This window comes from Candidatus Schekmanbacteria bacterium, from assembly GCA_016219965.1.
In the GTDB taxonomy this organism is placed as follows: domain Bacteria; phylum Schekmanbacteria; class GWA2-38-11; order GWA2-38-11; family J061; genus JACRJM01.
This window is the reverse complement of the sequence record JACRJM010000014.1, coordinates 73,428-90,389: the sequence shown is the minus strand read 5'-3', so window position 1 is coordinate 90,389 and position 16,962 is coordinate 73,428. Positions and strand designations below refer to the sequence as shown.

Below are 16,962 nucleotides of genomic sequence, written 5' to 3'. Positions count from 1 at the left end.
ATCAGCACCTCCTTTCTTCTTTTAAAGTTATATTTACTATCGCAAATATCATGCCAGTAACACGAAAGATTTCGTGAGAATAGTATAATATTAAATATCAGATAGTTATATGATGAAAAGGCTTTAAAACTGATGACCTATAGGATTGTGACGTTAACAAATTGACAGAAAAAGTCCATAAAAGTGACTTTATTTGTCATGTCTATAATATTCCTGAAGGGAAGTTACATCGAGGCTTCCTGAAAAAAATGATTCAATTCCTGTAACTGCTGCGACTGCACCTGCTATTGTAGTACAATAGGGAATATTTTTTATTAAAGTTGTCCTTCTTAAGGTATATGAATCTTCTACAGTTTCTTTCCCGAATGATGTATTTATTACCATATCAATTTTCCCATCCTTTAGGATATCAACGATATGAGGCCTTCCCTCTTTTACTTTATTGACCAGTGTTGATTTTACACCATTGGCAGCCAGAGTATTATGAGTACCGGTAGTTGCTATTATATTGAATCCAAGAAGTGACAATTTTTGAGCAATGGGAATAACAAGTTCCTTGTCTTTGTCTTTTACACTTATAAAGACAGTCCCTGTTTTTGGCAGTTTTGTGCCTGCTGCAAGCTGAGACTTATAGAATGCTCTCCCGAAGTTCTGATCTATTCCCATTACCTCTCCGGTGGATTTCATTTCTGGTCCCAGTATTGTATCAACACCTGGGAACTTGATGAATGGGAATACAGCCTCTTTCACAGAAATATGGGAGACATGAGTCTCCGATATCAGCCCCATTTCCTGAAGTGTTTTTCCTGCCATAGCCCTTGCTGCAAGTTTTGCAAAGGGGATTCCTATTGCTTTACTTACAAATGGGATTGTCCTCGATGCCCGTGGATTTACTTCAAGTATGTAAACATTCTGGTCTTTAATCGCAAACTGAATATTTATAAGCCCTATTACATTAAGCTCAAAGGCTAACGCTCTTGTCTGTACCTTTATTTCTTCAATAAGTTCTTTGCTAATTGAATAGGGGGGAAGGGAGCAGGCGCTGTCCCCGGAATGAATACCTGCTTCTTCTATATGCTCCATGACACCTGCTATTATACATACCTTGCCGTCGCAAATTGCATCTACATCAACTTCTATGGCGTCTTCAAGGAATTTGTCTATAAGTATGGGATGTTCAGGGGAGACCCGCAAAGCAAACTTCATATATCTTTCAAGGTGTCCCTTGTCATAAACAATTTCCATGGCTCTTCCGCCAAGAACATAAGATGGCCTTAACAGGACAGGGTATCCTATTTTTTCTGCTTCATTTATAGCCTGTTCTAGGGTCATTGCAGTCCCGTTTGGAGGCTGGAGAAGATTAAGTCTTGTGATAAGTACTTTGAATTTCTCCCTATTCTCAGCGATGTCTATGTTTTCAGGAGAAGTTCCGAGGATTCTCACTCCATTTTTTTTAAGCTGTGTCGAGAGTTTAAGCGGTGTCTGTCCTCCGAATTGCACTATAACTCCAAGAGGATTTTCTTTTTCGATTATATTAAGTACTTCTTCAAGCGTGAGAGGTTCAAAATAAAGCCTGTCTGAGGTATCATAGTCTGTGCTCACGGTTTCCGGGTTGCAGTTTACCATGATTGTTTCAAAACCATCCTCTTTTAAAGCAAGGGCTGCATGGACACAGCAGTAATCAAACTCTATTCCCTGTCCTATCCGGTTTGGACCTCCGCCAAGTATTATTATTTTTTCCCTGTTGGTAGGGTTTGCTTCACATTCGCTCTCGTAAGTGGAATAAAGATAAGGAGTGTATGCCTCAAACTCTGCGGCACAGGTATCAACCATCTTGTAAGTTGCTTCCACACCGAGATGCTTTCTTAACTTTCTAAACATGATCTGTTCTACCTTAAGAATTGAAGCAATGTATTCATCGGAGAATCCAAGTTGTTTTGCCTTTCTCAGCAGTGAAGAGATTTCATCTATTGTGTTTTTGGCAGGTTTTTCCTGAGAACATCCTTTTGAAGAATCTTCACAACATGAAAGCAATATATTAACTTCGTTCCTGTATGCAGAAAGAGATTTTTTTAAGAGTGATTCAAATTCTATTATCTCTTTAATGTTGTTTATAAACCAGGGGTCTATACTTGAAAGGGTGTTTATCTCTTTTACTGAAATATTCCTTCTAAGAGCTTCAGCAATAAACCATAGTCTCTGCCAGTTTGTAGACTGGATTCTTTTTTTAATCATTTCATCTGATAAAGACTTTGCTTCATCGTAGATTTCAAGTGATTTAATATCAATCTCAAGAGAGCGCACTGCTTTCTGGAGAGCTTCCTTGAAGTTCCGTCCGATTGACATTACTTCTCCAACTGATTTCATCTGGGTAGTGAGTGTCTGATCTGCCTGTGGAAATTTCTCAAAGGTAAATCTAGGGATCTTTACAACGCAATAGTCTATTGTTGGCTCGAAGGATGCAGGGGTTTTTTTTGTAATGTCGTTTGCGATCTCATCAAGAGTAAACCCAACGGCGAGTTTTGCAGCTATCTTTGCAATCGGGAATCCCGTTGCCTTGGACGCAAGCGCAGACGACCTTGAGACCCGTGGATTCATCTCTATTACCATCATCCTGCCATCTTTGGGATTCACCGCAAATTGAATGTTGGAACCTCCCGTATCCACACCTATTTCCCTTATTATCTTTATAGAGGCATCCCTGAGGATCTGATATTCCTTGTCTGTAAGAGTTTGTGCCGGTGCCACAGTTATGCTGTCGCCTGTATGTATTCCCATGGGGTCGAAATTTTCTATGGGGCATATTATGACAACATTGTCTTTTGAATCACGCATTACTTCGAGCTCAAATTCTTTCCATCCTATGAGCGACTCTTCAATCAGAATCTGGCTGAAAGGGCTTGCTGCCAGGCCCCACCGCACATGCTCAACGTACTCTTCCATATTGTAGGCTACATTCCCCCCGGTGCCTCCCAGAGTGAAAGACGGTCTTATTATGGCAGGAAATCCGATTTCTTTTATTACTTCCATCGCACCTTCTTCAGTTGTCACATAACCGCTTGCCGGAATATCGAGATTGATATTCTTCATGGCTTTTTTAAAGAGGTTCCGGTCTTCGGCTTTCTTAATGGCGTTTACGTTTGCCCCAATGAGTTCAACATTGTATTTCTGCAGGATTCCCTTTTCATGGAGATCTATTGCAATATTAAGTCCTGTTTGTCCTCCGATGGTGGGTAAAAGCGCATCCGGGCGTTCCTTAGCGATTATCTTTTCGAGAGCTTCTGAATCAAGGGGCTCGATGTAAGTGGAATCAGCCATCTCCGGGTCAGTCATGATAGTAGCGGGATTGCTGTTTACAAGTATTGTCTTATATCCTTCTTCTCTCAATGCCTTGCATGCTTGTGTGCCTGAGTAGTCAAATTCGCACGCCTGGCCTATGACAATAGGCCCTGATCCTATGAGCAGGATGCTTTTAATATCTTTTCTTTTTGGCAATTTTTTCCCTCTTTAATACCTGTGTTCAGGTGATATTATCCAATCCTTCTTTGTTATCGTTGTCCTTGACAAAGTAAAGCGCCATTATCAAAAAGCCTGTTCCGATGCATATCGCAGAATCTGCGACGTTAAAGGCAGGCCAGTGGTAAGTCTTCCAGTATACATCAAGAAAATCCCTTACCTCACCCAGGAATATCCTGTCTATAAAATTTCCTGCCGCACCCGCAATTATCATTGAGTATGCTGTTCTTAATGTTGTTTCTTTTTTATCAGTTGTTGCCATAAGATAAGAAAGCATACCAATGGCGCTCAAAGTTATTACTATGAAAAAAGGAGTTCTCAGGGATGAATTCATTTGTGACATTATCCCGAATGCTGCTCCCTTATTCAAAACATATGTAATATTAAAAAACCCTTCTATTACCCTGATGCTTTGGGAGGGTACCATATAAAACTGTATGACCGCTTTAGTAATCTGATCTAAAATTAAAATTCCGGCAATTGTTATAAGTTCCATGTAGCGAAATAATCCTGTCACGTTTTAAGCGTTCCTGCAAGCATGTTTATGCTGCTGAGTTTTTCATCTTTTAAAAATTGAGTCATACCTTTTATTATCTCTATAACTGCGTAAGGGTTTACCATATTTGCCGTTCCTGTTTCAATCGCTGTTGCACCTGCAATTATAAATTCCAGGGCATCCCGGCTGTTCATTATTCCTCCCATCCCAATGATGGGGATTTTAACGGCATTTTTTACTTTCCATACCATTGCCAGAGCAACAGGTTTTATAGCAGGACCTGAAAGTCCTCCAGTTGCTGTAGAAAGTACAGCCTTTTTCCTCTTAATGTCTATTGCCATCCCAACAAGGGTATTGATAAGTGAAACTCCGTCTGCTCCGGCAGACTCTGCAGCTCTGGCTAGCTCAGCTATATCTGATACATTTGGAGAAAGCTTGATAAAAACGGGAACACAGGATACTTCCTTTACTTTCTCAACAAGCCTTGTGATCCCTTCAGAGCTTTTCCCGAATTCCATTCCCCCTTTTTTTACATTCGGGCACGATGCATTGATTTCAATTGCATCTATCCCGCCGGCATCTGACAACTGTTTTGCTGTTTGAGCGTATTCTTCTATTGTGTTGCCGAATATGTTTACTATGATATTGGTTTTAAATCTTCTAAGGAATGGGATCTTCTCTGCAATAAATCTTTTTACACCTACGTTTTCAAGTCCAATGGAGTTAAGCATCCCTGATGCAGTTTCACAGATCCTTACGGGGGAATTGCCGGATTTTGGCTCCAGAGAGATTCCCTTTGTCGTTATGCCTCCGAGACTGTTAAGGTCAATGAATTGAGATATCTCCTCCCCATAGCCGCAGGTTCCTGAAGCGAGGATTACCGGATTTTTAAAAGTGATACCTGATATCTTAACCTCAAGGCTTTTGGCGCTTGCCGCCGTCTCAATAGTTTTATTCTTTTTTAGTCCCATTCAAGTTGTCCGCTGTAAAAAACAGGCCCGTCTTTGCAGGCAAGCTTATATTTTTTCCCATTTGTTTCATTGCAGTTTCCTTTTATCTTCATGACACATCCAAGGCAGACTCCATAGCCGCACCCCATGACTGTTTCAACAGAAATCTGGCATCTCACATTCCATTTTTGAGCTATTATGTCAACCGCCTTGAGCATAGCTGTGGGTCCGCTTGCAAATATCATTGTTTCATCTCTTGCAGTTTGGGAAAGTTTGCCAAGTTTTTCTGAAAGTAAGTCCGTAACAAATCCCTTCTTCCCTTTTGATCCGTCTTCAGTTGCAAATAATATCTTGTCGGTCACACTTGAAAGTTTGTCCTTAAGGACAAGTTCATGTGAAGTTCTGGCTCCGTAAAATAGGGTTATGTCTGTTTTCTTTCCCCATTTTTTATGGATGACTTTTGCCAGTAAAGGGAAGGGTGCGACACCTATACCGCCTGCGACTAAGAATGCATTTTCTAGCTGGTGCTCAAGGATAAAACCATTTCCGAATGGGCCGAGAATATCCAAAGTGTCTTTTTCTTTAAGCTGCGAGATTACCGATGTACCTGCTCCCGTAATCTTGTATGCGATTTCCAGGCTTTGAACATTTGCATCGCTTATACTGAAAGGCCTTCGGAGTATAAGCCCTGAACTTCCCGGTATGCGGCACATGAAAAACTGCCCCGGTATCAAATTCGCGATTCTTTCTCCTGTCTTCAACCTGAGAAGGAATTGAGTTTCGTTAAGCCTGCGGTTGGAAACTATTGTGGTCAGCATTTAGCGGAATTATATACTATTTTGCCGCTCACTATTGTTGTAACGGCTTTACCCTTTAAATCCCAGCCAATGAAAGGTGAGTTCCTGCTTAAAGATTTTATGTCTTTTTCTTCAAAACGGAACTTCAGATCAGGGTTTATTATTGTTATATCAGCATCACTTCCCTGAGTGAGAGAACCTTTTTTAAGGTTCAGTATCTCTCTTGGAGCTTTTGTAAGAAGTCTTATTATATCGTTTAAGGTAAGTTCTCCGCCATGATAGAGCTTAAGAGCAAGTGGAAGCGCTGTCTGCAAGCCTATCAGTCCGAATGGGGCAAGGTTGAATTCCACGTCCTTTTCTGCAAGATGATGCGGTGCATGATCGGTTGCTATGGCGTCGATGGTCCCATCTTTTAGCCCTTTAATTATGGCTTTCACGTCGCTCTTTTCCCTTAAGGGCGGATTAACCTTGAAGTTTGAATCGTAACCTCTCACTGATTCATCGGTCAGGCTGAAATGATGAGGTGTTGCGTCGGCTGTGACGGTCAAGCCTTTCTTTTTTGCATTTCTTATAAGTTCCACTGTCCCGGCAGAACTGACATGAGTTATGTGAAGTTTTACTCCCGTCATTTTAGACAGGATTATATCGTGCGCCGCCATTATTTCTTCGGATTCTCTCGGTATGCCTGCAAGACCGAGCTCTGTAGAGATAAACCCCTCATGCATCACTCCGTTTCTGCTCAGCGATTTGTCTTCACAGTGGGATATTACGGGAAGATCAAACATCTTAATATATTCCATTGCCCTTCTCATCATATCCGAGTCTTTAACAGAGTATCCGTCTTCAGTGAATCCTACGCAGCCGGCATGCGCCAGTTCCCCAAGCTCACTCAACTGTTCCTGCTTCATTCCTTTTGTTATGGAGCCTGTACAAAACACGTTGACTATGGCTCTTTTTTTTGCCTCATTATGGATAAAATCCGTGATTGCTCCGTTATCATTGACAGGGTCGGTGTTAGGCATTGCCACAATGGATGTAAAGCCTCCCGCTGCTGCTGCAAGAGATGCGGTTTCTATGGTTTCTTCATCCTCGCGTCCCGGCTCCCGCAAGTGCGTGTGCATGTCAATAAGCCCGGGGGATACGATAAGCCCTGACGCATCGATGACTGTGATGTCTTTTCCTTTGGATGAGATTTTGTCTCCGATCTCGCGGATTTTCCCTCCTGATGCAAGGATATCTTTTTTACCATCCAAACCCTGTGAAGGGTCTATGACCCGGCCGCCTTTAATCAGTAAATCCACTTTTCCCTTTTCCTCCAAGAAGAAGATAGATCATTGCCATTCTCACTGCTATTCCGTTTGTTACCTGGTTTAATATGACTGAATAAGGTCCGTCGGCAACTTCAGGGGCAAGCTCTATTCCCCTGTTAATTGGCCCTGGATGCATTACCATAACATCTTTTTTCGCCTTGCTAAGCCGCTCAAGATTAAGGCCAAAAAGCCTTGAGTATTCTCTTAATGAAGGGAATAAATTTGCCTGCATCCTTTCAAGCTGGATTCTGAGCATAATGATTACATCCGATTCAGCCACTACTTTATCAAAATTATATGAGATATTTACTCCTAATTTATCTGCCTCAACAGGTATGAGTGTCGGGGGACCGACGATAGTCACTTCCGCTCCCATGGTGGTGAGAGCATAAATATCAGAGCGTGCCACCCGGCTGTGAGTTATATCTCCTACTATGCAAACCTTAAGCCCCTCTATGCGTTTCTTTTTTTCTTTTATGGTAAAGAGGTCTATCATTGCCTGTGAAGGATGTTCATGTGAACCGTCCCCTGCATTTATTATTGAAGGCTTAAGACAATTTGCAAGCATATGGGGGGCACCTGAATGAGGATGTCTAATTATGATTATATCAGGATTCATCGCTTCAAGGTTTTTTGCAGTGTCTTTGAGTGTTTCCCCCTTGGTTGTACTGCTTGCGGAGGTGGCAATGCTTATGGAATCTGCACTTAACCTTTTTGCGGCAAGTTCAAAGGAAGTTTTTGTCCGCGTGCTTGCCTCAAAGAAAAGATTTATTATTGTCTTGCCCCGAAGCGCCGGAACTTTTTTTATGTCCCTTGTAGAAACCTCTTTTAAGGCTTCCGCAGTCCTGAGAATAAGCTCTATATCCTCTTTGGAAAGATCTTTAGTTCCAAGGTAATGTTTCCTCGTGCCGGAAGAAGCTATTACTTCGTTTTTCTGCATAGAAGCACCCTGTCTATACCGTCAGTTTCCTTAAGCAATACATTTATCATTTCTTCGCGGGTTGTCGGCACAGTCCTGCCAACAAAATTGGCTTCAATCGGCAGTTCCCTGTTTCCTCTGTCTATCAATACGGCAAGCCTTATGAAATTGGGCCGTCCGATGTCCATTATGGCGTCAAGCGCCGCCCTCGTGGTTCTTCCTGTGAAAAGCACATCATCAACAAGAACTACTGTTTTCCCCTCAAGCGGGAAGTCCAGTTCTGTCTTTCTAAGCTCAATGCTAGGTCCTTTAATTCCAATATCGTCCCTGTAAAGAGTGGCGTCTATTATTCCCTGCGGTACTGCTATTTTTTCGGTCCGTTTAATGAACTGTGCTATGCGGTTGCTAATGAAAACACCCCGTGTCCTTAACCCAACAAGAACAAGATCTTTTGCGCCCTTGTTTTTTTCCAAAATCTGATGGGTTATCCGGGTGATTGTTCTCTTCAGCCCTTCAGCGTCTAGTATCTCTATCTCTTTCACAGTCGTCATCGCATCATTGGTGGGTTTGCTAGTTAACACTGTAAAAATTCGAAGGCAAAATATCACACTATCTTTTTAAAAGGCAAGGCTTTTTAAAAGGCAATGAGATTTTCTATTTTCAACAGGATATGCTATTGACTTTTTCATTTGAAATCACAAAATGGTAACAATATTACAACCTTCACGTTAAAGAATTTAAAACTGCATATCCTGTTAATTTACTGGAGATAGTTTTATGCGAAAAGTAAAATCAATTTTATTATTTTGTATTATTGCTGTTTTACTGATGCCTTTTATCTGTTTATCTATTTCAGAAGCAGGAGGAACAATTGAGCTTCCGCAGACAGGACAAACGACAAGTTATGCAACAGGGGACGATGGAGATATTCAGACAGGCACAGCATGGCCCAGTCCCCGCTTTACCGATAATGGCAATGAAACCATAACTGATAACCTCACCGGATTGATGTGGACAAAAGATGCGAACCTTTCCGATATAGCCACATGGCAGGGGGCTCTTGACTATGTAGCGTCACTTAACAGCAGCAGCTATCTTGGGTTTAATGACTGGCGTCTGCCTAATGTTAATGAACTTAAAAGTCTTGTCAATGCTAATGAGTCTTCTGTATCTGCATGGCTTACTGCACAGGGTTTCAACAATATACAGCCTAGCTACTACTGGACGTCCACTACTTATTCATACGATACTTACAATAGATGGTATGTCCATATGTTGACTGGCTTAGTCGGCAGCAGCGGAAAGGGCAACTTCTATGATATCTGGCCTGTTCGTTCCGGCTCCGGGTCTTCGACTATATCTCTTCCGCAGACAGGGCAGACAATAAGTTATGCAACAGGAGACGATGGAGATATTCAGGCAGGTGCAGCATGGCCGAGTTCCCGCTTTACTGATAATGGCGATAGTACCGTAACTGATAATCTCACCGGATTGATGTGGACAAAAGACGGGAACCTTTCCGTTGGAACAACATGGCAGGGTGCTCTTGACTATATAGCATCGCTAAACAGCAGCAATTATCTTGGGTTTAACGACTGGTATCTTCCAAATGTTAATGAACTTAAAAGCCTTGTAAATGCTAATGAGGATTATACATCCAATTGGCTTAATTCGCAGGGTTTCAGCAATGTACAGTCTGTCAAATACTGGTCGTCTTCTACTTATGCAAACAGTACGGACAGCTCCTGGTATGTCAATATGTGGTATGGCGATTCGGGATTCAACGATAAGGGGATCTCCAACTTCGTGTGGCCAGTTCGTTCCGGTCAGTCGTCCGGGCAATGTGTTTATACAATATCAGTTTCAGATGAAGAATTTGATCATACCGGCGGTACAGGGAATCTGGTTATAACGACAACTAATGATTGCGACTGGACGGCTTCAAGTGATTCAGGGTGGCTTGTCATAACCCCCACTATCAGCGGAATCGGCAGTGAAACGATTACTTACACGGTTTCTGCAAACACAGGCGCGGATTTACGTACAGCGATTATTTCTGTACAAGGCGTTACGCATACGATTACACAAACCGGTGTGGTGGCAGAAAGTTTTCCCGATCTGACGACGATATCAATCAAGTGTCAAAAGACGGTCAAGAAGGGCAAAAAATTAAATGTTAGTATAACTGTAAAAAATATTGGCACAGTAAAAAGCGATAAATCAAGATTGAGTTTATATTTATCAAGCAGCGATAGTCTGTCAGTAGGGGATGGGGAAAAATCTATTGTTTCTAAAGTAATAAATAATCTGAATAAACAGAAAGCCCTGACAATGACTTTTAAATTTAAGATCAAAAAAGCTAAAGGAAATTATTATGTCAAGGCATTCTGTGATAGCGATAATACTATAACGGAATCTGATGAGAGCAACAACATAGCCGTGAAGAAAATTATTGTAAAATAATTTGTGACACTTTAGACCAGAGCTTTCTTAGCGGCATTACCTCAACTTTACCTATTGCTGCAAATTGAAGCATTCTCAAAACCCTTGACATATTAAGGTTTTGTAATGTATTAGGAGCATCTTTAAAGCAGGTTAACAATGAGGGATGTTTCTAATATTCTCTTTAGTATGAAAAAAACATTTTCACATAATATTTTTTTACGCGCAGTACTTGTCTTTCTTATATTTCTAAGTTCCTGCCAGATATTTGCTTCAAGGGAGAGTGTCCTTTACAATCAGGGTGCCAATGCCGTAAACGCAGGCGACTTTGAAACAGCAGAGAAGATATTACGCAGTTTTGAGGCAGAACTTCCACGCAACCAGAGGCTTTATGAACTGAAGCTTCTCGTTTCTTCAGCCTATCTCGAAAAAGGAAATTTTGAAAAGGCACAGATTCTTGCAAGACAGGTTCCAATCCAGGGGACGGAAAATCATATCCTTGCCAAAAAGTTTGAACTTCTGGGAGATGTCTCTGCCATGACAGGCAATATATTCAAGGCTGCCGGCGAGTATGTCACAGCCTTGGAATATACCGAGACTTCTGCCGGAGAATCAGAGCTCAGGGGAAAAACCGGCAAGATTTTTCAGGAAAAGGCAAAGCCTGTTGATCTTGAAAGGGTTATTGACAACTATGGCGGGAAATTCCCTGCTGACGAAGCACTCTTTGCACTGGGTAAAATGAGGGTTTTGAAAGGTGATATTGGAGGAAGCAGGAAGATACTTGAAAAATATAAGGAGAAATTCCCGAAAGGTGACAAAGCGGAAGAGTTAAGCAAATTAATCGATGAAGCAGAAAAATCTGCGCTAAGTGTTCCGGTGATCGGCTGTATAATTCCTCTTTCAGGTGAATATGAGGGGCTTGGCGAATACGTCAGGAATGGGATATTGACGGCCCAGGTGATATATAATGAGAAATCCGGTAAATCCCTTGCGGAACTTATCTTCAAAGATTCAGAAGGGAGTCCTCAGAAATCGGTTGCAGCATTAGACGAACTTGCAAAGGACAACAGGGTAATCGCCATATTGGGTCCATTAAGGAGTCAATCGCTTAAAGCCTGCGCTCCTTCGGCAGACAAGAACCGCATCCCGGTTATATCGCCCACGGCAGACGCAGATTACATAACAGGGATATCTGATTACATTTTCCGCAATTGTCTTCTGCCCGAGCAGGAAGCCATACATATGGCGGATTATGCTGTCAAAAAATTAAATAAACGGAGTTTCGCGGTACTTTACACTGATGATTATTACGGCAGGAAACTTGATCAAGGATTTTCCAGAGAAGTTGAGAAGCAGGGAGGAGAAGTTAAGATAAGAATAAGTTATTCCGGCAAAGAAGGAGACTATGCAGAGCAGATAGGGCAGCTTAAGAATTATATTAATGGTGGTGGTAAATTTGATGCCATATATCTTCCGGGAGATTTTGATAAGGTTTCTCTCATGATCCCGCAGCTTGCATTCAATGGAATAAAAGAGATTCAGCTTTTAGGGAGCAGCGGATGGGATTCAGGGCGGATTTCATCTGATGGGAATCCTGAAAAGCTTTTAGATCTCATTGATGAGACTGACCTGCTTGAAGGGGCAGTGTTCACTGATTCATTTTATCCATGGTCAAATGACAAGGAAGTGAAGGAATTCATAGAGCAGTACAAGGATATGTTTTCGGTCATGCCTAATGCTTATGCGGCGCAGGCTTTTGATGCCTTTTCAATTATTGCAGAGCAGGTAAAAAAAGGTACAAGGACACGCGAAGAGATGGGGAAGGGTATTTCGGGTTTGAAGAAGTACAAGGGTATTTCAGGATCGATTACTATTGGTGACAAAGGGAAATCAGGTAAAGAACCGTTTTTTATAAGGATAAAGAACGGGAAATTTGAATTGATAAACGTGGAGATATAGAAAATGCCGGAAATTAAAGCTTTCAAAGGATATGTCTACAACAGCAGCATGGTTGAACCTTCAAAAGTGGTAGCCCCGCCATATGATGTTATAAACTCTGAGGAGCAGGATGCGTTATACCGTCTTGATCCCTGCAATGTAGTAAGGCTCATATTGGGAAAGGAAAATCAGGGAGACAGCGAAAATAACAACAAATACACCCGTGCAGCTGCGTTCCTTAGAGAATGGGTAGATAAAGGGATAATCACTCAGCAGTCAGAAAGCTCTATTTATTTGTATGAACAGGAGTTTACCCTTCCCGATGGTTCAAGAAAGGTCAGGAAAGGTTTTATAGCTCTTGTGAAGCTTGACGAGCCGGGAAAGGGGAGCATATTTCCTCATGAGAACACTCTGGCAAAGCCCAAGGAAGACAGGCTTAATTTAATGAGGGCATGTAAGGGGAATCTCTGTCAGGTTTTTTCTCTTTATACTGATTCAGAAAGAAAGGTAGATAGACTTCTTGAGAAAGGAAAACCTTCAAAACCTGTATTTGATTTTATCGACCCCAGTGGTCTTGTTAACAGGCTCTGGCAGGTAAGTTCCCCTGAGGTTATTGAAGAGGTGCGTAAAACCATGGCTGAGAAAAACCTCTTCATTGCTGACGGTCATCACCGCTATGAGACAGCAGTGAACTACAGGAATGAGATGAGAAAAAGCACAGGCAAAAATAACGGAAATGAACCTTTCGATTATGTGACCATGATGTTCGTAAACACTGAAGATGAAGGGCTTGTGGTGCTTCCCATTGACAGGCTTATTCACTCGGTTAAAGATTTTAGCTCAAAGAATGTGCTTAAAAAAATGGGAGAGCTTTTCAACATCACTCCAGTTGCAGAGGGAACTGATGCTGAAACCCTTTCAAAGCTTGTCGCGGAAAAGGGGAAGGAGACTCCTTCTTTCGGAGTTGCCCTTGAGGGTGAGAAAGGCTATTTTATTGCAGGCTTAAAATCAAGGGCTGTTGCTGACAGCTGTTTTGAGCCTGGTTTTCCTGTTGAATTGAAAGAGCTCGATGTCTCAATCCTCCACAAGCTTATATTTGAGAAGGTGCTTGGCATAGATGAAGAGAGCCTTAAAAACCAGACCAACATCGAGTATGTTAAGGGAGGCGGGCTTACAATAAAGCATTTCAAAGAGGGTAATTATCAGGCGGCTTTCCTTCTAAATCCGACACCTGCTGATGGAGTGAAAAGGGTGGCGGAAAAGGGTTTGAAGATGCCTCAGAAATCTACCTTCTTCTATCCGAAACTGCTGTCAGGGATTGTGTTTAATCTGTTTTAATTGACCGGCATGACATTATGTGGTAGTAATAATTCATACCGTGATTGGAGATAATCAAATGGGAACAGCAGTAAAAAAGACAATCTCACTTCCACCTGATTTGGCACAAGAAATTGAACTTATAGCAGAAGAGGAAGGGAAGACCCTGAGTGCAGTTATTCAGGATGCTTTGAGAAGGGCCAGAAAGGAAAGACTCAAAAAAAGTTTCTATCAAATTCAAGGTTATTGGAGTGGTAAGGCAAAACAAAAAGGCATTCTCACTGAAAAAGACCTTGAAAAATACCTTCAAAAGTGAAACTGGTTTTTGATACCAATATATTTATTTCTGCAATTGTAATTCCACACTCACAAGCTGAGAAGGCAATCCTTAAAATAATTAATTGTGATGACTCACTGATTATTTCTAAGGTAATTATTGATGAAGTCCTATCCGTGCTTTCCAGAAAATTTCAATATGACAGGGAGGCTGTCAGCCATGTTGCTTTTTACCTTTCAGAGCTTGCCAAAGTGGTTAATCCAACAAGGAAGATTAAAATACTTAATGATGAGCCTGACAACAGGATTCTTGAATGTTCCCAGTGCGGCAAGGCTGACGCAATAGTTACTGGAGATAAAAAAATGCTGAATCTGAAAGAATTTGATGGCATAAATATTATAAGTTTGAAAGAGTATCTGGATATTTAGACAACTTACAACCTCCGGAAACTGTGAAGCGTATTGAAATGCTAATGCAAAAAAAAGCAAACCAGAGGAAATGAATCCGCTATACGAGTTTGCCGGATAATTTTTTTTTATGGCAATACTTATGAAAACTATATTTACCATTATTGGAATCATTGTATTCTTTTACCTTGTGTTGCTTATTTCTAATTACTGTGAACGGAAGCGACAAGAGAAACTCATAAAAAAGCTTGGTCCAAAACTTGATAACTTACTAACACGGGTTGAAGCAATAGAAACGGTGGTACTAGTGAAGGAAATCAACCATATTAAACAACGCTTTTTTAAGACATTGGCAAAATTGAAAGAAGAAAATGGCGAATATATAAATATCTGTCCTAAGTGCGGAGATACTTTGGCTGTAAAAGATACTGCTTATTATGGTAAAATTTTTGGTTGTCCTAATTATCCTAACTGTCGTTATCTTGTAAAAGTTGCGGATAAAAATGCGAATACCTTTGATTTAATAACAGTGGATTAAGAAGGCACTGATTAAACCATGACACTTGATGAATTTCAACAAAAGCTTGCACTTTTTGAAGTTAAAGTTACAGAAATAGAGCGCTTAAAAAAAGATCTACAGGACTTCAACGCAAGCATTGATAAGCGGATACAACGAAATGAAATAAACAGCAAGAAGATTATCGATGAGTACCTTTCAAAAAGAAAAAGTGAATTACAAGAACAAATAAAGGCATTTGACATCCAGAAATCAGAATCAGAGAAGCAATTGACTGATATTGCCGAGAGGATTGAAAAGGATAGAAAGTTTTTCGAATTAAAACAATTACAGGATCGTGAAGCGATTAAAAAAATTTTTAAAGAAAAAACTTTGGGGTTCCCATGGTTAGCTAAGGCATATGGTGACTATTTAGACCTTCGAGATAAGCAAATTGGAGACTATCTAGAAAACAAAAGACCTCCAGCCCTAAAGGGTGCGGAAGCTGTCAAACTGCTGCGTAAAGAGAAAAATAAACTTGAGAAAGAATATCGAGTATCAAAGTATTTACTACAATACTATGAAAACCTGTTTCCTTGGTTGTTAGATTTTAGAGGTGAGGAATTAGACGATATCATTAAGCGAATATTAGAGCCAGACGGAAGAGAGGAATCTATCAGAGATAATGACGATCCAGCAAGAATTTGGCTGACCGATGCAGAGTACAAAAACTTATCATCAGTAGAGAAATATCAGTTAGCATTAGATCGGTATTGGGAGAAAAAGAAGTCCTCATGGGAAATAGGAAGAGACTATGAGAGGTATATTGGCTATCTATATGAATCAGAAGGATTCGAAGTTTACTATCAAGGAATCGTTAAGGGATTTGAGGATCTCGGGAGAGACTTGATTTGTACGAAGGGAAATAATGTTGAAATAGTACAATGCAAGTGTTGGTCTAAGAATAAAACCATACATGAAAAGCATATTAATCAGTTATTTGGTACAACAGTTATGTATTGGATACAAAAAGTTAAAGATAAAAGTGTTCAGTTTGATTTATTTCCTTCGTCTATACGAGCTGCACAGATTATGCCTTGTTTTATTACATCAACTGAGCTATCTGATTCAGCAAGGCAATTCGCGAGTGCGTTAGGAGTTAAGATCAAAGAGAAATTCCCTTTTGTGCCATATCCCTCAATCAAGTGTAATGTATCTCGAACAACTGGGGAAAAAATTTACCACTTACCATTTGACCAACAATATGACAAAACACTAATTGAAGAAGAGAGAAGTGAATGTTATGTTGAAACTGTTGCAAAAGCTGAAAGCTTGGGATTTCGAAGAGCTTTTCAATGGCGGGGAGATAAAACAATGCAATGAATTCGACTAACACAAAAGATAAGAAAAAGAATAAGATGAATGGTTCTATTTAATATGTTGATGGCGACGACATATAAGATTTCTGAAAAGGTGAAGCAATTTAGGCATCAAAAGAGATGGAGGAAAAATAAAGAGAACCGTCCCCTTTAATTGTTTAAGGGTAATAAATGGGATGGTTAAGCCCTTTTACTTTAACAGCAAAAAGGTAAAAGAATAATAATGAATATAAGCCCATATTCCCTCGCTCTTATTGCTGGCGGTTTTGCGATTGTAGGAACTATGACAGGCTCTTGGCTCAATCATAGACTTTCTATTATCCGATCTCAGTACGATATTAAGCAGCTTGCCGGAATGAGGGTGAGAGAGGCTTTTGCTAGCGAGTTGGCTACTCTTCAACTAGATTCTGATCCTGCCTTGAATGTCTCAAGCTTCCTTAAGGATGCTTTTATTAAGCATAAAATTGCAGTAAATGAGTTCATGCTTTTCTTAACAAACAAAGAACTCACAGTATTCAATAAGGTGTGGCATGAATATTATAGCTCTCCAGAAATACCAGATACACATGAAGGTCTTTTTTTTGAAAAATACTCTAAAATAATCGACCCAAAAGGAAAAGAAAAAGCAATAAAAAATATTGAAGCACTTCTTCGCTTTGCCGCACCACCAAAGCTTAAGCTATATCACAATCTTTTTAAAAGAAAATAGGGATAGCAC

Annotated in this window: 15 protein-coding genes; 8 read left to right on the top strand and 7 right to left on the bottom strand. The window is 40.6% G+C overall.

What is annotated here, in order from left to right; genetic code table 11:
• Window positions 1–189: 189 nt before the first annotated feature.
• The 7 genes from carB to pyrR are packed head-to-tail and all read right to left on the bottom strand — an operon-like array spanning window position 190 to window position 8,539.
• Window positions 190–3,495, bottom strand: coding sequence for a carbamoyl-phosphate synthase large subunit (gene carB, locus HZA77_13235; GenBank protein ID MBI5376390.1), 3,306 nt, complete (start codon window positions 3,493–3,495; stop codon window positions 190–192).
• Window positions 3,496–3,520: 25 nt separating this feature from the next.
• Entirely contained in the window at window positions 3,521–4,012 is a 492-nt protein-coding gene (gene lspA, locus HZA77_13230; protein MBI5376389.1) for a signal peptidase II, read from the bottom strand.
• 17 nt (window positions 4,013–4,029) lie between these two features.
• A complete protein-coding gene (locus tag HZA77_13225) occupies window positions 4,030–4,983 on the bottom strand; it encodes a dihydroorotate dehydrogenase (protein MBI5376388.1) in 954 nt (317 codons plus the stop codon).
• Window positions 4,974–5,780: a dihydroorotate dehydrogenase electron transfer subunit gene (locus HZA77_13220; GenBank protein MBI5376387.1), complete on the bottom strand. Its 807-nt coding sequence runs from the start codon at window positions 5,778–5,780 to the stop codon at window positions 4,974–4,976. Before HZA77_13220 ends, HZA77_13225 begins: the two co-directional genes overlap by 10 nt.
• Entirely contained in the window at window positions 5,774–7,060 is a 1,287-nt protein-coding gene (locus HZA77_13215; GenBank protein MBI5376386.1) for a dihydroorotase, read from the bottom strand. Before HZA77_13215 ends, HZA77_13220 begins: the two co-directional genes overlap by 7 nt.
• A complete protein-coding gene (locus HZA77_13210; GenBank protein MBI5376385.1) occupies window positions 7,044–8,009 on the bottom strand; it encodes an aspartate carbamoyltransferase catalytic subunit in 966 nt (321 codons plus the stop codon). The genes HZA77_13215 and HZA77_13210 overlap by 17 nt, the downstream gene beginning before the upstream one ends.
• Window positions 7,991–8,539 (bottom strand): bifunctional pyr operon transcriptional regulator/uracil phosphoribosyltransferase PyrR, encoded by a 549-nt coding sequence (gene pyrR, locus HZA77_13205; GenBank protein ID MBI5376384.1) that lies wholly within the window; start codon window positions 8,537–8,539, stop codon window positions 7,991–7,993. Before pyrR ends, HZA77_13210 begins: the two co-directional genes overlap by 19 nt.
• 226 nt (window positions 8,540–8,765) lie before the next feature.
• Between pyrR and HZA77_13200 the strand changes: the two genes are divergently transcribed.
• The 8 genes from HZA77_13200 (at window position 8,766) to HZA77_13165 (ending at window position 16,953) form a co-directional block, all read left to right on the top strand.
• Window positions 8,766–10,451, top strand: a complete 1,686-nt coding sequence (locus tag HZA77_13200) for a DUF1566 domain-containing protein (protein ID MBI5376383.1) — start codon at window positions 8,766–8,768, stop codon at window positions 10,449–10,451.
• Window positions 10,452–10,589: 138 nt separating this feature from the next.
• The gene (locus HZA77_13195; protein ID MBI5376382.1) at window positions 10,590–12,389 is read left to right on the top strand and encodes a penicillin-binding protein activator; all 1,800 of its coding nucleotides are present in this window, start codon (window positions 10,590–10,592) and stop codon (window positions 12,387–12,389) included.
• 3 nt (window positions 12,390–12,392) lie between these two features.
• Window positions 12,393–13,706, top strand: a complete 1,314-nt coding sequence (locus HZA77_13190; GenBank protein MBI5376381.1) for a DUF1015 domain-containing protein — start codon at window positions 12,393–12,395, stop codon at window positions 13,704–13,706.
• Window positions 13,707–13,764: 58 nt separating this feature from the next.
• Window positions 13,765–14,001 carry a ribbon-helix-helix protein, CopG family gene (locus HZA77_13185; protein ID MBI5376380.1) on the top strand — a complete coding sequence of 79 codons (237 nt, stop codon included), beginning with the start codon at window positions 13,765–13,767 and terminating at the stop codon, window positions 13,999–14,001.
• Window positions 13,998–14,390, top strand: coding sequence for a putative toxin-antitoxin system toxin component, PIN family (locus HZA77_13180; GenBank protein ID MBI5376379.1), 393 nt, complete (start codon window positions 13,998–14,000; stop codon window positions 14,388–14,390). The genes HZA77_13185 and HZA77_13180 overlap by 4 nt, the downstream gene beginning before the upstream one ends.
• Window positions 14,391–14,499: 109 nt before the next feature.
• On the top strand, window positions 14,500–14,907 hold the full coding sequence (locus HZA77_13175) for a topoisomerase DNA-binding C4 zinc finger domain-containing protein (GenBank protein ID MBI5376378.1): 408 nt from the start codon (window positions 14,500–14,502) through the stop codon (window positions 14,905–14,907).
• Between the two features lie 18 nt (window positions 14,908–14,925).
• Complete coding sequence (locus HZA77_13170) at window positions 14,926–16,248, top strand: restriction endonuclease (GenBank protein ID MBI5376377.1); 1,323 nt, start codon at window positions 14,926–14,928, stop codon at window positions 16,246–16,248.
• A 219-nt stretch (window positions 16,249–16,467) separates the two neighbouring features.
• The gene (locus HZA77_13165) at window positions 16,468–16,953 is read left to right on the top strand and encodes a hypothetical protein (protein ID MBI5376376.1); all 486 of its coding nucleotides are present in this window, start codon (window positions 16,468–16,470) and stop codon (window positions 16,951–16,953) included.
• Window positions 16,954–16,962 lie beyond the last annotated feature (9 nt).

What these genes read in the sequence shown, in the direction of transcription:
- lspA (MBI5376389.1), bottom strand. Translation starts at nt 4,012, where the DNA reads ATGGAACTTATAACAATTGCCGGAATTTTAATTTTAGATCAGATTACT.
- HZA77_13225 (MBI5376388.1), bottom strand. Translation starts at nt 4,983, where the DNA reads ATGGGACTAAAAAAGAATAAAACTATTGAGACGGCGGCAAGCGCCAAA.
- HZA77_13220 (MBI5376387.1), bottom strand. Translation starts at nt 5,780, where the DNA reads ATGCTGACCACAATAGTTTCCAACCGCAGGCTTAACGAAACTCAATTC.
- HZA77_13210 (MBI5376385.1), bottom strand. Translation starts at nt 8,009, where the DNA reads ATGCAGAAAAACGAAGTAATAGCTTCTTCCGGCACGAGGAAACATTAC.
- pyrR (MBI5376384.1), bottom strand. Translation starts at nt 8,539, where the DNA reads ATGACGACTGTGAAAGAGATAGAGATACTAGACGCTGAAGGGCTGAAG.
- HZA77_13200 (MBI5376383.1), top strand. Translation starts at nt 8,766, where the DNA reads ATGCGAAAAGTAAAATCAATTTTATTATTTTGTATTATTGCTGTTTTA.
- HZA77_13195 (MBI5376382.1), top strand. Translation starts at nt 10,590, where the DNA reads ATGAGGGATGTTTCTAATATTCTCTTTAGTATGAAAAAAACATTTTCA.
- HZA77_13190 (MBI5376381.1), top strand. Translation starts at nt 12,393, where the DNA reads ATGCCGGAAATTAAAGCTTTCAAAGGATATGTCTACAACAGCAGCATG.
- HZA77_13185 (MBI5376380.1), top strand. Translation starts at nt 13,765, where the DNA reads ATGGGAACAGCAGTAAAAAAGACAATCTCACTTCCACCTGATTTGGCA.
- HZA77_13175 (MBI5376378.1), top strand. Translation starts at nt 14,500, where the DNA reads ATGGCAATACTTATGAAAACTATATTTACCATTATTGGAATCATTGTA.
- HZA77_13170 (MBI5376377.1), top strand. Translation starts at nt 14,926, where the DNA reads ATGACACTTGATGAATTTCAACAAAAGCTTGCACTTTTTGAAGTTAAA.
- HZA77_13165 (MBI5376376.1), top strand. Translation starts at nt 16,468, where the DNA reads ATGAATATAAGCCCATATTCCCTCGCTCTTATTGCTGGCGGTTTTGCG.